Consider the following 13,782-nt stretch of genomic DNA (forward strand, 5'->3'; position numbering starts at 1 on the left):
ATAATGCAAAGACTGGCTTTGATCGCCGTTCCCTATGCCTGGCTTCTGGCGCTGTTTCTGATCCCGTTTGTGATTGTCTTCAAGATATCCCTCTCTGATATCGCTCTGGCAATCCCACCTTATACGCCAACGCTGAAGGACGGGTTTGGCCCGTTTTTTTCGGCACTCGATTTTGAAAACTTTGCTTTTCTCGCCTCGGACGATCTGTACTGGCGTGCCTATGTCAGCTCGTTGCGCATCGCGCTCGTCTCCACGTTTCTGACATTGCTGGTCGGGTATCCGATTGCCTATGCGATGGCGCGTGCGCCGGAAGAGTGGCGACCAACCCTGATGATGCTGGTCATCCTGCCGTTCTGGACATCCTTTCTGATCCGTGTCTACGCGTGGATGGGCATCCTCAGCCAGGAGGGTTTCCTGAACCAGTTTCTGCTGTGGACAGGGGTGATTTCGACACCGCTGACCATTTTGAACACAAACACCGCCGTATATATCGGTATCATATACACCTATGTGCCTTTCATGATCTTGCCGATCTTCGCAGCGCTTGATCGGCTGGATGGCTCACTGATCGAGGCGGCGGAAGACCTTGGTTGCTCCCGGTTCCAGGCATTTTGGCTGGTGACGATTCCTTTGTCCAAGAATGGAATCATCGCGGGCAGTTTTCTGGTTTTCATCCCCGCCCTTGGCGAATTTGTGATCCCGTCACTGCTGGGCGGTTCCGGTACGCTGATGATCGGCAAAGTGCTCTGGGAGGAATTCTTTAACAACAGGGACTGGCCTGTTGCCAGCGCCGTTGCGGTGATCCTTCTGCTCATCCTGATCATCCCGATTATCCTGTTTCAGCGTAATCAGCAGCGGCAGGCGGAGGACGAGGCATGAACAGACTGAGCTGGTTCAATGTCACCTCCTTGACGCTGGGATTCGCATTTCTGTATCTCCCAATGGTCATTCTCATCATCTATTCGTTCAACGAAAGCAAACTTGTGACCGTCTGGGCCGGGTTTTCGACCAGGTGGTACGGTGAACTCATCCAGAATGAAGCTTTTCTGGATGCCGCCTGGGTGACGATCAAGGTTGCGGTCACGTCATCGACGCTGGCCACCGTTCTGGGCACCATGGCTGCTTACGTGCTGGTCCGTGGCGGGCGCTTTTTGGGCCGCACCCTGTTTTCCGGCATGATTTATGCACCTCTCGTGATGCCTGAAGTGATCACGGGCCTGTCGCTGCTGTTGCTCTTTATCGGGATCGGGCTGGACCGCGGCGTGCTGACGATCGTGCTCGCTCACACAACCTTTTCCATGTGTTATGTATCCGTCGTCGTGTCATCCCGGTTGATGACATTCGACCGGTCGCTGGAAGAAGCCGCGCTCGATCTTGGCTGCTCGGGTTTTGATGCATTTCGGCTGGTAACCTTGCCGATTATTGCGCCTGCGGTCATTTCGGGCTGGCTGCTCGCCTTCACGCTCAGCCTCGACGATCTGGTGATCGCCTCCTTTACCGCAGGGCCGTCTGCCACCACGCTCCCGATCAAGATCTTCTCTGCCGTTCGGCTTGGTGTGTCCCCGGAAATCAACGCATTGTCGACCATCATGATCGGCATTGTCACCGTTGGGGTGATTTCCGCTTCGTTGGTGTCGAAACAAAACAGCCTGCGCCAGCAGAGGGATGAGCAGGCAGCGGCACGCACGGCATGAAACGCATTTTCTCCGACTATGCGTATGGCGAGGGCCCAAGGACCGGATGCTGGTGGAACGATACCTGCGCCGTTCCCGACCGCCCGTCGCTCGCCGGTGCGCATAGCGCAGATGTTTGCATCATCGGTGCGGGATTTACCGGTCTTTCGGCGGCACTGCATCTCGCACGCGCCGGAAAAAAGGTCATCTTGCTGGAGGCGCATTACCCCGGTTGGGGTGCGTCGGGTCGCAACGGCGGGTTTTGCTGCCTGGGCGGCAGCATGGTGGACGACGGTACACTTGATGCGCGCGTCGGTCGTGCAGAACGCCTTGCCTACCGGGCCGCAGAAAAAGCCGCCGTCGAGACGGTGGCCGACTTGCTGGGCGCATTCGGCATGGAAGTGGACCGACACTCGCAAGGCGAAACTCAATTGGCGCATCGCGCGAAAGACATGGAGGCGTTGCGCGCCGAGGCGGACAGAATAGTCCAAAACTATGGTGTCGAGCCACATGTTATCGAAAAGGATGCGCTGGCCGGGGAGGGATTGGCAGGTCCGTTTTACGGTGCGGTAACAACGCCTGTCGGGTTTGCGCTGAATCCAATGAAATACATCACTCAGTTGGCTGAAGCCGCGCAGCAATCCGCAGCGCAACTCTTCCATGACAGCCCGGTGAGCCGCATTCTGCCAAGTGCAAACGGCTACCTGGTAAAAACCGGCCATGGTGAGGTGGCCGCCAATCAGGTCATTGTCGCCACCAATGGGTATTCGTCCGAAGATGTGCCGCCATGGCTTGCGGGTCGTTACATGCCGGGGCAATCGAACGTGCTGGTGACGCGCCCCCTGACCAGAGCGGAGTTGCATCACCAGGGCTGGTCCTCTGACCAGATGAGTTTCGATACCCGCAACCTGCTGCACTACTTTCGACTGATGCCCGATCGCCGGTTTCTGTTCGGAATGCGCGGCGGGTTGTTGACCGGGCCTGACGCCGAAGCACGGGCACGGCGGAGGATCAGGCGCGACTTTGAGAAAATCTTTCCGGCCTGGGCAGAGGTTGAGACAACCCACAGCTGGTCTGGCATGGTGTGCCTGGCCCGCAACCGAACGCCGTTTGTCGGCGAAGTGCCCGGCAGCCCCGGGCTGTGGACAGGGATGTGCTACCATGGAAATGGTGTGGCGATGGGCACCCTTTCCGGCCGGATTTTGGCGGATTTGCTTCAGGGCAAGTCGCCGCCGCACTATCCGGCTGCAATGCGCCAACCGCTTGCGAAGTTTCCATTTGGGCGCAGCAGGCGCATCGTTATGCCACCGATTTACGCCGGTTTAATGGTGTCCGATCTTTAAGGTGCGAACCCTTTAGGCCGGATCGCGCAGCGCTGCCACATCGTCTGATGTTACCGACGATCCGCCTTGCAGGATAAAGACGGTATCAGTTCCCTGTCGACGTGCCTCGGTAATGCGCGCATAGGTCTCTGCCGCATTTGTGCCGATCGTCTTGCCAACAGCGCGGCTTTCAACGGCGAAACTATAGAGGCCCGGATCGAACGGGGTGCCATCGTCCTTCAAGCCGGCCCATTCAACAGGTTCGGGACCGGTAGGGATTTGTCGTCGCTGCACTTCGTCGCCATTCGCATTGTAGATGATCAGAATGGCTTCATCTGCTCCGGTTTCCGAGCGTGGCATGACGGTTACCGGGGCGCCATCGAATGATACGGGTGCTGTGGTCCGCGCTTCCATGCCGATCCAGCCTGCCATCTGCGCAATATTGCCAGCGCCCAATTGACTGCCAAGCGCTTCCAAAAGGTCATTTGATAGAACCTGCTGTTCGACCATAGAGAATTGCGCAAGCTGCGCGGCATATTCCGAGGAATCAATCGGTTCCAGCGGGTCCTGATACCGGGCTTGCGCCGTGAGCATCTGCAGGAAGGTTTCAAAGTCGGACGACAGGACCGCAGCACTCTGCGCAGGCGCGGATGCGGCGGCGCTTGCCGCTTGTGTTGCTGGGGAGTTCGTGACTTCCATGGGGTTTCTCCTTAAAGACGCATGTCCACGCCGGACGCTGGCGTGAGGGTTATCGTTGTTGCAACAGGCTCTTCCGCACTGATCCCGGTCTGGTCGCGTGATGCCGAGGGAGACTCAGGATCACCAAAACCTTCTTTGCCTGATCCGGTTTGTCCCTCATTGAAGGCGAACCCGATGTTTTCGTAGCCCAATGCCTGGAACTCACGTGCGAGCTGATCGATATGGCGGCGCATCAGGTCGAGCGTTTCGGGCCGTTCCGCAAGAACGCTGACGGTGATGCCGCCTTCAGCGACGGAAATGCTGAGCCGGACACGCCCCAGTTCCTCGGGGTTGAGCGACAGCTCTACCGGTCTGTCAGGCAGTCTTTGTAACGCTTCAGCCATCTGCCGCCCGATCATCGAAGGCGTTTCCGGTCGCGCCAGTGTCTGCGTCAGGGTTGTGGCAGAACTGCCGCGCGCATCCCAAAGCGCTGGTGCTTCAACGTCGCCACTGACGGACATCGGCTGCTCCAGCCCGGTCAGGTCAGCCTGGGCCGTCAGTTGCGACATCGCGGGTGTGGCGGATGAGGTGGCCAGCGTTGCGGTTGCCGAGGGGGTTTTTGTTGCCGGTCTTGACGTATTGCTGACGGACACCGGCGCTATCCGGGGTTCTGCGTCGGCCGCGCGCGGGTCGGTCTTTTCCCTGATTACACGATCCTCTGTCATTGCCGGGATCTGCCCCGGCATCGCTTGGGCCTGAGAATTCTGTACTGCGGCGGCTGGCAATGTCACTTTTGCAGTTGGGTTTTCGGGAGGCCTTCCAGCACTCTCCGCCGCGGGGACTGTCTTTTGGAGTGATACCGGCTCTTTGACGGCAAGTTGATCCTTGGCGGTGGCCGCCTGTTTTTCACCCCTTGGCAGGCCTTCGATGATGGTGCCCTTGGCCCTCTTCGGGTCGTCAGAAACAACCGCCTGTTGGTCCGGCGCGGGCTCGCCGCGATGGTCCGCAGAGCGTGTGCTCAGCAGTCGCTGCGCAAAGGCGAGTTCATGTGAATCAGCAACCGGCTTTTTCGTGCCTTTGTCATCACTCGCCGCTTCGCCTTTTTCAGGATCAGACGTAAGGGACTCCGGAGTGTCGTCTTCTGTGTCGGCGAAGGTGACCTGCGGGGCTTCATCTTCGGTGTTCGGCGTCTCGGATTTGGCCGCGCGCTCGGAATCACCATCCGAATCTACCGCCTCTTCCGCCGGTTTCTCAGATTGATTGTCGGCTTCCTGCGCATAGGCGCTGTCAAAATCCGCCTCCGCCTGATCGTGGGTTTTGTCTGCTTTCGCCTCTTTGGGCGAAGGTGTTGTATCGGTCTGTTCCGCCTTTGGCGTTGGTTGCAGCATCGGAATATCTAGCACAGGCATCTCCGGGAGTTCTTCCACGTTACAGGCGCCTTATGACCGATGTTAGTTACTGCATCTTTACCGATTGCGCGCATGATCCAGAAAAATACTTGCAATTGGAGACACCTGTTATGTCAGCAATTACGCCGGTCGGGCCGAACAGTGCGCCGACCAACAATCGTGACCTCGCCCTGCGCGAAGTTGCTCAGAAGCTGGAGGCCAGTTTCCTCGCAGAAATGTTGAAATCCGCGGGCTTAGGCAAGACGAGAGACCACTTTGGCGGTGGCTCGGGGGAGGATCAGTTTGGATCTTTCCTGGTACAGGAACAGGCGATGCAGATGGTGAAAGCCGGGGGCATCGGTCTGACCGAATCACTATTTCAGGCATTGAAGGAGAAACAGGATGGCGCATGAGGAATTCGACGGAGTCATGGAGGCATTGGATGATGTTCTGGACGCGGAGCGCACCGCGTTGTTGAACGGAAACCTTGACGAGGTCGGCAGGTTACTTGAGCGGAAGGAAACGCTGATTGATCAGTTGGCCGAACTTGAAGACGGCGCGCGCGACCCACTGGAGGCGCTCAACACCAAGATCAAACGCAATCAGCTTCTTCTCGACCACGCGCTGGAAGGCATCCGGTCCGTGGCGCGCCGTCTTGCCACGCTGCGTCGTGTGCGCAGTTCGCTTGATACTTACGACGAGCACGGTACGCGCCAGACGATTGACATGACAGCTGACGGTGTCGTCGAGAAAAGAGCCTGACAGCGCATTTAAGTAAAAACCAACAGACAGGGATTGCTCAGTTTAAGCACTCATTAGCCTTTCCCCGGGCATTTAGTCCATGCATCCGAGGTCGGGTGGCGCATCGTCAGATAAAGGCGACTGCATTGGTCAGAAAGACAGTTTTGCCCTGCCGGGAAATCGCCGGGGCTTAATTCACGCCAAGCGTGATTGATCAAAGGAACATGCTTATGTCGAGCATTCTTACAAACAACAGCGCAATGGTTGCGCTGCAAACCCTCAAGTCCATCAACATGAACCTGGGTAAAGTCCAAAGCGAGATTTCGACCGGTAAAACCGTTGAAAGCGCCAAGGACAACGCTGCCACATGGGCCATCTCGAAGGTTATGGAGTCTGACGTGGCCGGCTTCGAAGCGATTTCCGACTCGCTGTCTCTGGGTCAGGCAACGGTGGGCGTCGCGCTGAACGCCGCAGAGGGCATCGCCGACCTTCTGAACGAAATCAAAAGCAAGGTCGTCAACTCGCAGGAAGATAACGTTGACCGCGACAAGATCCAGACAGACATCGAGGCTCTGACCAACCAGATCGCATCCATCTCCGGAGCGGCGCAGTTTAACGGCCTCAACATTCTGTCCAACTCTGGCTATGACGCCGATAGCGGTACTTCCAGCATTCTGTCATCGCTGGACCGGTCTGCTACCGGTGTGACGTCCTCAAATATCGACGTTACTAAACAGGACCTGTCGACAACAGCAGGCGTCTTTAGCGCAGCTGGCACCGGCACGGCCGCGAACGCGATGACCGCTAACACTGTTGCTGTGGGTGCCGCGCCAGCTGCTGCCTACACGGTTGTAGCTGCTGATGCCGCTGCCGGGGTAATGTTCTCGATTGACTCGCTTGAGGGCGATGCTCTTGCTGACTCAATCGTCGTTAGCGTAAACGACGGCGATACCGTTGCGGACATTCAGGACAGGCTCATCACCGCATTGAACTTCGCAGCCGACTCGCTGGGTAAAGAAATCACTTTCTCAGCTGACGGAACAACTGCAGGTCAGATCAATGCGTCAAATGACAAAGCCGCGGGTGGTGCCGCCAACGCGATTGTGGCTGCTGACATGCAGAAACTGACCGGTGCTACAGACGACGGTAACACGTCAATCGGTGGCAAGTTGTCCCTGCTCAACTACTTCGACGTGACCACTGAAGACGGCGCAGAAGCCGCTTTGGGTGCTATCGAAGGTTTGATCCAGACATCGATCGACTCGGCTGCGGTTCTTGGTTCTGCCGGTAAGCGCATTGAAACTCAGGCTGAGTTCGTTGGCAAGTTGAGCGATCTGCTGACCTCTGGTATCGGTGCGCTTGTGGATGCGGACATGGAAGCGGCCTCGGCCAAGCTACAGGCTCTGCAGACACAGCAGCAGCTGGGTGTTCAGGCTCTGTCCATCGCCAACCAGGCGCCGCAGACAATCCTGTCGCTCTTCCGTTAAGCGATATCTCAAGGGCGCGAGCAATCGCGCCCTTGAACTCCTTAATTTGAATTTTTCAGTAAAGGTTGCCCCGTGAACGCTTTCGCTCAGGCTCAACGCGCATACGCGCCCGCAGCATCACCAACCAGAACGGCTCGCAGTGCCGAGTATGAAGTGATTGCACGGATCTCGCACCGTATCAAAAAAGCAATCGAAACCGACGATTTTCCAAAACTTGCCGAAGCGCTCTACGAAAATACCAAGTTGTGGACGGCACTTGCCCTGGACGTGATTGATGACAAGAACCTGCTGCCCGACGAGTTACGGGCACGGATTGTCTATCTGGCGGACTTTACGCGCATCCACACGCAGAAGGTGCTTCGCAAGGAAGATAGTGCCGTTGCGTTGCTTGAGATAAACGCGACCATACTTCGCGGCCTTAAACATGAGGGAGAACCGGCATGAGCGGACTTGTTTTGAAACTCAGCCCGAAGGAACGTGTTCTCATAAACGGCGTTGTCATCGAAAACGGTGACCGCCGAAGCAGATTGGCAATTATGACGCCGGATGCGAATATTTTGCGCCTCCGGGATGCCATACATCCTGAAGACGCGAAAACGCCGGTTCGGCGCGCCTGTTTCGCAATGCAATTGGTTCTCTCCGGAGACAAGAGCCCCGATGAAGCCCATCTTCCCTTGCTGCGCCAGATCGAAGAATTAAGCCAGGTATTCACGGATTCCGACAGCCGAAATGTTCTTGCGGAAGCGACACGCGGGTTGGTGGAGAAACAGCATTACCGCGCGCTGAAGGCCCTGCGCGCGCTGCTACCACGCGAAGACCGTCTTTTGGCAGCAAGACCGCATTAGTGTTTAGGAGGGTAACACCGGTATCCGGCCTGTTGCGTCGGGGTGCCCTGCAAACGACGTAGAACGCGCCGTTGACGTGATCGGTCAGTCGCGCCAAATAGGCCGCGCATTGGATTATTTCACACAAAGGGTTAGGGCGATCACCGGTGCCCAAGAACTCGTGGCGTACCGTCAATTGCTGGAGGTTTTTTTTGGGGGTAGCCGGTCTTCAGGGGCAATATTGAAACAGATGTTTCGCCCCGAAACTGTTGTAAGAAGTCACATCAAGCAACAAGGCCCTCGCCAACCGCTTTTCCGATACAAGAAACGTAAGTTTCTCCAGGGCGTTCGGTTTGGGTCCAGCTGAAGACGCGCAAATGCGGCGTGACAGTTTTGCCAACAAATTCATTGAAAAATGCGAGGCTGGTCGTTTCGAAATCGCCACCGGCGAACAGGGTGACAGCGTGCGTGTTGCCTTGTTTGCTCAGCGACAGCTCTCAGATATCTCTGGCGCAGCGATGTCAAACGACTCCATATAGTCTGCAACCCGGAGGCGACCGCCGATGCGTTCTCTCTCTTCGAAAAAGCGCTGAACATGCCAGCGGCAGTTGATCGAGTGGATGTTGATCAACATCCAAGCATATTCAGGCAACGTCCTTTATAGGTAGCGCTGAATTGGCTCAAGTCACAGGTCCTGAATCCCTCAATGATGCTATTGCCAAATCAATCGTGCGCACCCAGCTTGCGTCGTTTCAAACCTCAAGCTCGACTGCCCTGACGCCGCTGCGGGCATGGTCCAATTCTCTATGCGGCTGAGGTCGGCCGTTGTGTTGGCACAGAGTTTCCGGAGCCAAAGGAACCGCGAACACGGCGCAATATGAGCTCCAGTTGGGTAAAGCTATTTGCAACGCTTTGCCTTTCGACCTTTGCAAGAAACGAATCCAGTTCGGTCCAGATTTGAATGGCCGCATCAATTTCCGGGTCGCTGCCTGTTGAATAAAGGCCGGCGCGTATCATCATGACGTTGCGATCGTAGACAGATAGCAAATGACGTGCTTTGGATAACAGCGCATTTTCATCCTCTGTCGCTGCGTCCGGCAAACTGCGCGATACAGACCGCAAAACATCAATTGCAGGATATCTACCGCGCTCGGCAATGGCTCTGTCAAGGATCACATGTCCGTCCAGCACGCCGCGCAAAATGTCTGCGATGGGCTCATCCATGTCGGAGCCCGCAACCAGAACACTGAAGACGCCCGTGATATCACCCTGTCCTCCATGGCCTGGCCCGGCCCGTTCACACAGGGACATGATAAGGTGCGCGGTGGACGGCGGGTACCCGCGCAAGACGGGGGCTTCTCCTGCAGCGACGGCGACCTCACGATGAGCTTCGGCAAATCGCGTGATCGAATCTGCCAGCAACAATACCGACTGCCCCTGATCCCGAAAATGCTCGGCCACAGACATTGCGGCCCAGGCGCATCGCCGCCGGATCAGGGGTGATTGATCCGACGTCGCGCATACCACAATGGCGCGCTTGAGACCATTGGGTCCCAGAACCTGTTCGATGAAGTGACGCAATTCCCTACCGCGTTCGCCGACCATGGCAATGACAACAACGTCAGCCGTCATGTGTTGTGCCAGATGCCCCAGAAGACTGGATTTGCCGACACCTGACCCCGCAAACAATCCGATTCGCTGACCCTGAACCACCGGAAGCAGGGTGTTGAGCCCCGCCATGCCCGTGTTCAGCCGCTCTCCAAACCCACGTCTTGCCGCCGGGTCAGGTGGCGCGCGGCGGAGCGCCCGTGCCTGCGCGCCCCGCAACAGGGGCTTGCCGTCCAGAGGATTTCCGAAAGGGTCAATGACACGGCCGATCCATGCGTCAGAAGGGGCGATGCCGCGCGCTTCCAAAAGTGCTGCTCGGTCTTGCAGTGCGACACCCTCGGGGGCCTGATCGGGCAATAAAACAAGGATATCCCCTTCCAACTGTAACACTTCGCCCGACAGGGGATCACCTTGCCTGTAGACGACCACCAGATCGCCGATACGCGCTTTGCCAGCGAGGCCGGACACATGGATAACGCCGCCTTCTACACGGGTCACCCGCCCGATGGCGCGCACAGGGTTCAGATCTGTGATCTGCGCGGTCAGGCCGTCGAATGGCAGAGGCTTGTTCATGGCAATCCTTTTGTGTTCGCACACTCTTTCTAAAGGAATCAGAGTTAAGCCTTGATGAAACTGCACGAGGGAGAAGCCCCGATGTTTAAAAATTTGGAAGTCTTCAAGATTTCTCACGCGATGGCGGTGCATGCTGGCCAGAAGCAGGCGGTCGCCGCGCAAAATGTCGCGAACTCAGACACTCCCGACTACAAGGCGCGTGATCTCGCGTCCTTTGCCGATTCTTATAGTAGCAACATGTCTGGCAGAGGAGCGCCTGGACAGCTTGCAACGCGGTCGCGCCACTTGCATGGCGCGGGTGATGGCCGTGTTGCGGAGCCGATGATTGATGAATCGGCAATTGCGTCGCCGAACGGGAACACGGTTTCGCTGGAAGGTGAAATGCTGAAGTCTCTGGATGCCAAGCGGCAGCATGACCGCGCCTTGGCCATCTACAAATCCTCGCTTGGCATTCTTCGCACCGCGATGCGCAGATCATAATAGGGGAACGTTTCATGAACGATTTTGCGAAAGCACTTAGTGTAACGTCCAGCGGCCTCAAGGCGCAGGCCACGCGACTGCGGCATCTGGCCGAAAACATCTCTAATGCCGACACACCGGGATACCGTCGCAAACTGGTATCCTTTGAAACCTCGTTCAACGCCGGCAGCGGTGTCTCGTCGGTCGAAACCAGCCGGGTCCGACTGGACCGCACATCGCTGGAACGGGTCTATGATCCCGCCCATCCGATGGCCGATGAGACAGGTTACTTCGACGGTTCGAATGTCGATCTGATGATCGAGCTCGGCGATGCGCGCGAAGCTCAGCGCAGCTATGAAGCCAATCTGAAACTATTCGAGCAGACACGTAAAATGTCGAGTGGTCTCATGGACTTACTTAGAAAATAGAATGCTACTGCGGCAATGAAATTGCCTCGTCACTACAAGGAGATCCAGAATGGATATGAAAGCTGTTTCAGCAATTCAGAAGTTTACCAATGCGCGACCTGCCGCTGCCATTGAAAGCTACGCCCAGGCCCGGCCGGCAACCGAGCCAACACCAGAAGAGACCCCCAGCGTGATGGAGTCGGTTGGCAAGGTCGCTCTTGATTTCGCCCAAACGCTTCAGCAAAGCGAAGAAACCGCAAAAGCTTCGATGATTGGCGATGCCGATCCGCACGCCTTGGTGCAGGCATTGGCCCAGACGGAGCTGGCGGTCGAGGCGGCGGTAAGTGTGCGGAACAAGGTGGTCGAAGCTTACCAGGAAATTCTGCGGATGCCGGTCTGACATGCTTGATGAGGTCCTGTTTTTTGACACTTTGCGCCAAGGCCTTTGGATTGCTGTCATCATTTCCATCCCGATCCTGACTGCGGCCCTCATCACCGGTGTGTCAATCGGGCTGGTGCAGGCGCTCACGTCAATTCAGGAGATGACACTCACCTTCGTGCCGAAACTCGCCGCCATCGTGATCGTTTTCTGGATGTCGATGGGCTTCATGACACAGACTCTGGTGTCGTTCTTTCATGACCGCATCATCCCTTTGATTATCGGAGGATAAATTGGACAACGCTGGCTACACAACACTGACACGTCAATCCGGACTGCTGCGGGAAATGCGAATCGTGGCGAACAACATCGCCAACTCCGCCACAACCGGATACCGGCAAGAAGGGTTGGTGTTTTCGGAATTTGTGAAATCAATCGACGGGGCCAACAGTCTGTCCATGGGTCAAGGCAACACACGCCAGACATCATTTCAGCAAGGGGCATTGACCCAAACCGGCGGCACCTTCGACTTCGCGATCGAAGGAGATGGATTCTTCCTTGTCGAGACACCATCCGGCGAACGTCTCACCCGGTCGGGCGCTTTCTCACCCAATGCCGAAGGAGACCTGGTGACTTTCGACGGGTACCGGGTTCTTGATGCGGGCGGTGCCCCTGTGTTCATCCCACCGGGTGCCGAAGACGTCGCGGTCTCGGCCGACGGCACGATCTCCAGTGAAGGCAACCCGATCGGGCAGATCGGTGTCGTGCAGCCCACCAATCCGCAAGGCATGATCCGTGAGGACGGGGTCATGTTCCGCGCGGACGATGGCTACGACCCCGCCGAGCAAGCGCGCGTTCTGCAAAGATTCGTTGAAAACTCCAATGTTGATGCGGTGACACAGCTCACGCGCATGATCGAAGTTCAGCGCGCGTACGAGCTTGGCGCAAGTTTCCTCGAAGCCGAAGATGAACGCGTGCGTCAAGCAATGCGGGCGTTGTCTCAATAAGCCAGTTTAGTAAAGGAGGTGCCCGATGCGCGCCCTAAAGATTGCAGCTACCGGAATGAGCGCCCAGCAGATGCGGGTCGAAACCATTTCGAACAACCTCTCCAACATGAGCACAACCGGCTACAATGCGCGTCGCGCCGAGTTTGCCGACTTGCATTACCAGCAGATGACGCGGCCGGGAACCATCAGTGCGACGGATGGCACCGTGATGCCTACGGGCGTTCAACTCGGGTTGGGGGTTCGGCCCGCGGCGGTGTCGGTCCAACTGCAACAGGGATCGCTCAGCGCGACGGGGGGTGACCTTGACCTGGCGATCGAAGGCCAGGGATATCTTGAGGTGACGCTGCCATCCGGTTTGACAGGCTATACGCGGGATGGTGCTTTAAAACGGACCGGTGAAGGGCTCATCGTGACGTCAGACGGCTTCGCGGTTGAGCCACAAATCGTCATTCCGGACGATGCGCGACGCATTTCCATCAATGCATCCGGCGAGGTTTACGCATATTTTTCGGATTCGCCGGACGCCCAGTTGCTAGGTCAATTCAATATGACCGGTTTCACCAACGCAAAAGGCCTTGAAGCCCTGGGCAGCAACCTCTTTGCGGAGACGGAAGCCTCCGGCCCGCCTCTGGTCTCTACGCCGGGAGAGGATGGGCTCGGCACCGTTCGCCAGGGATATCTCGAGGACAGCTCCGTAGATGCTGTGCGTGAAATTACCGAACTGATCGAAGCTCAGCGCGGATACGAAATGAACGCGAAGGTCATATCGGCCGCAGACCAGATGATGGGCGCAACGACGCAAATCCGATGACCCGGTGTTTCGTCATAGCACTGTGGGCAATGTCGTCGGCCTGCGCGGCGCTTGCCGATACGGTCGTACCGACGCGAACGATCCGCGCAAACGCCATCATCACGGAGGTGGACGTTGGCACAAAGGCGGGTCATGTGGCGAATGGCTTTGACCGGGTCACAGATGTGATCGGACAGGAGGCCAAAACCACGCTTTATGCAGGCAGACCCATTCTGGTCGATAGCATCGGGCCGCCGGCTTTGGTGTCGCGCAATCAAATCGTGTCCCTTCGGTTTCAGACCGCAGGCCTGATCATCACCACGGAAGGCAGGTCGCTGGAACGTGGCGGTGTCGGAGACCGGGTTCGGATCATGAATCTGACATCCCGCGCCACTCTGTTTGGCCACATACAGCCCGATGGATCCGTGCAAGTTCAAAGGTAGGAA

The 13,782-nt window shown here is 57.1% G+C and carries 18 protein-coding genes and 1 pseudogene; 16 read left to right on the plus strand and 3 right to left on the minus strand.

Going from position 1 to position 13,782, the window contains the following annotated elements:
* The first annotated feature begins 3 nt into the window (after positions 1-3).
* The 3 genes from KX928_RS04080 to KX928_RS04090 are packed head-to-tail and all read left to right on the plus strand — an operon-like array spanning position 4 to position 3,016.
* Complete coding sequence (locus tag KX928_RS04080; RefSeq protein WP_219499292.1) at positions 4-879, plus strand: ABC transporter permease subunit; 876 nt, start codon at positions 4-6, stop codon at positions 877-879.
* A complete protein-coding gene (locus KX928_RS04085; protein ID WP_219499293.1) occupies positions 876-1,694 on the plus strand; it encodes an ABC transporter permease in 819 nt (272 codons plus the stop codon). Before KX928_RS04080 ends, KX928_RS04085 begins: the two co-directional genes overlap by 4 nt.
* Positions 1,691-3,016, plus strand: coding sequence for an NAD(P)/FAD-dependent oxidoreductase (locus KX928_RS04090; RefSeq protein ID WP_219499298.1), 1,326 nt, complete (start codon positions 1,691-1,693; stop codon positions 3,014-3,016). Before KX928_RS04085 ends, KX928_RS04090 begins: the two co-directional genes overlap by 4 nt.
* A 12-nt stretch (positions 3,017-3,028) precedes the next feature.
* On the opposite strand, the gene KX928_RS04095 is transcribed toward KX928_RS04090, so the two are convergent.
* Together KX928_RS04095 and KX928_RS24225 are read right to left on the minus strand one after the other, a co-directional pair.
* Complete coding sequence (locus tag KX928_RS04095) at positions 3,029-3,694, minus strand: flagellar hook capping FlgD N-terminal domain-containing protein (protein ID WP_219499301.1); 666 nt, start codon at positions 3,692-3,694, stop codon at positions 3,029-3,031.
* An 11-nt stretch (positions 3,695-3,705) separates the two neighbouring features.
* Positions 3,706-5,100, minus strand: coding sequence for a flagellar hook-length control protein FliK (locus KX928_RS24225; RefSeq protein WP_219499304.1), 1,395 nt, complete (start codon positions 5,098-5,100; stop codon positions 3,706-3,708).
* 92 nt (positions 5,101-5,192) lie between these two features.
* Between KX928_RS24225 and KX928_RS04105 the strand changes: the two genes are divergently transcribed.
* The 6 genes and pseudogenes from KX928_RS04105 to KX928_RS24310 form a co-directional block, all read left to right on the plus strand.
* The gene (locus KX928_RS04105) at positions 5,193-5,474 is read left to right on the plus strand and encodes a rod-binding protein (RefSeq protein WP_219500093.1); all 282 of its coding nucleotides are present in this window, start codon (positions 5,193-5,195) and stop codon (positions 5,472-5,474) included.
* A complete protein-coding gene (locus KX928_RS04110) occupies positions 5,464-5,823 on the plus strand; it encodes a flagellar protein FlgN (protein WP_219499307.1) in 360 nt (119 codons plus the stop codon). The genes KX928_RS04105 and KX928_RS04110 overlap by 11 nt, the downstream gene beginning before the upstream one ends.
* Before the next feature lie 209 nt (positions 5,824-6,032).
* On the plus strand, positions 6,033-7,289 hold the full coding sequence (locus tag KX928_RS04115) for a flagellin N-terminal helical domain-containing protein (protein ID WP_219499310.1): 1,257 nt from the start codon (positions 6,033-6,035) through the stop codon (positions 7,287-7,289).
* Between the two features lie 72 nt (positions 7,290-7,361).
* Positions 7,362-7,733, plus strand: coding sequence for a flagellar biosynthesis regulator FlaF (flaF, locus tag KX928_RS04120; protein WP_219499311.1), 372 nt, complete (start codon positions 7,362-7,364; stop codon positions 7,731-7,733).
* Positions 7,730-8,134 (plus strand): flagellar biosynthesis repressor FlbT, encoded by a 405-nt coding sequence (gene flbT / locus KX928_RS04125; protein WP_219499313.1) that lies wholly within the window; start codon positions 7,730-7,732, stop codon positions 8,132-8,134. The genes flaF and flbT overlap by 4 nt, the downstream gene beginning before the upstream one ends.
* A gap of 272 nt (positions 8,135-8,406) precedes the next feature.
* A pseudogene (locus tag KX928_RS24310) lies at positions 8,407-8,652 on the plus strand (DUF1217 domain-containing protein); the annotation flags it as partial.
* A gap of 265 nt (positions 8,653-8,917) precedes the next feature.
* On the opposite strand, the gene KX928_RS04135 reads toward KX928_RS24310, so the two are convergent.
* On the minus strand, positions 8,918-10,294 hold the full coding sequence (locus tag KX928_RS04135; RefSeq protein ID WP_219499315.1) for a FliI/YscN family ATPase: 1,377 nt from the start codon (positions 10,292-10,294) through the stop codon (positions 8,918-8,920).
* A 54-nt stretch (positions 10,295-10,348) separates the two neighbouring features.
* Between KX928_RS04135 and KX928_RS04140 the strand changes: the two genes are divergently transcribed.
* Genes KX928_RS04140 through flgA form a run of 7 tightly spaced genes read left to right on the plus strand, consistent with a single transcriptional unit; the run spans position 10,349 to position 13,779 of the window.
* Entirely contained in the window at positions 10,349-10,774 is a 426-nt protein-coding gene (locus KX928_RS04140; RefSeq protein ID WP_308342156.1) for a FlgB family protein, read from the plus strand.
* Between the two features lie 14 nt (positions 10,775-10,788).
* Entirely contained in the window at positions 10,789-11,181 is a 393-nt protein-coding gene (flgC, locus tag KX928_RS04145) for a flagellar basal body rod protein FlgC (RefSeq protein WP_219499317.1), read from the plus strand.
* Positions 11,182-11,230: 49 nt separating this feature from the next.
* Positions 11,231-11,560: a flagellar hook-basal body complex protein FliE gene (fliE, locus tag KX928_RS04150; RefSeq protein ID WP_219499319.1), complete on the plus strand. Its 330-nt coding sequence runs from the start codon at positions 11,231-11,233 to the stop codon at positions 11,558-11,560.
* Position 11,561: 1 nt separating this feature from the next.
* Positions 11,562-11,831 (plus strand): flagellar biosynthetic protein FliQ, encoded by a 270-nt coding sequence (locus tag KX928_RS04155; RefSeq protein ID WP_219499321.1) that lies wholly within the window; start codon positions 11,562-11,564, stop codon positions 11,829-11,831.
* 1 nt (position 11,832) lies between these two features.
* Complete coding sequence (locus tag KX928_RS04160) at positions 11,833-12,546, plus strand: flagellar hook-basal body complex protein (protein WP_219499322.1); 714 nt, start codon at positions 11,833-11,835, stop codon at positions 12,544-12,546.
* 25 nt (positions 12,547-12,571) lie between these two features.
* A complete protein-coding gene (flgG, locus tag KX928_RS04165) occupies positions 12,572-13,357 on the plus strand; it encodes a flagellar basal-body rod protein FlgG (RefSeq protein ID WP_219499326.1) in 786 nt (261 codons plus the stop codon).
* Positions 13,358-13,386: 29 nt separating this feature from the next.
* Positions 13,387-13,779, plus strand: a complete 393-nt coding sequence (gene flgA, locus KX928_RS04170; RefSeq protein ID WP_257883507.1) for a flagellar basal body P-ring formation chaperone FlgA — start codon at positions 13,387-13,389, stop codon at positions 13,777-13,779.
* Positions 13,780-13,782 lie beyond the last annotated feature (3 nt).

Source organism: Roseobacter insulae, from assembly GCF_019375555.1.
GTDB lineage: Bacteria > Pseudomonadota > Alphaproteobacteria > Rhodobacterales > Rhodobacteraceae > Roseobacter > Roseobacter insulae.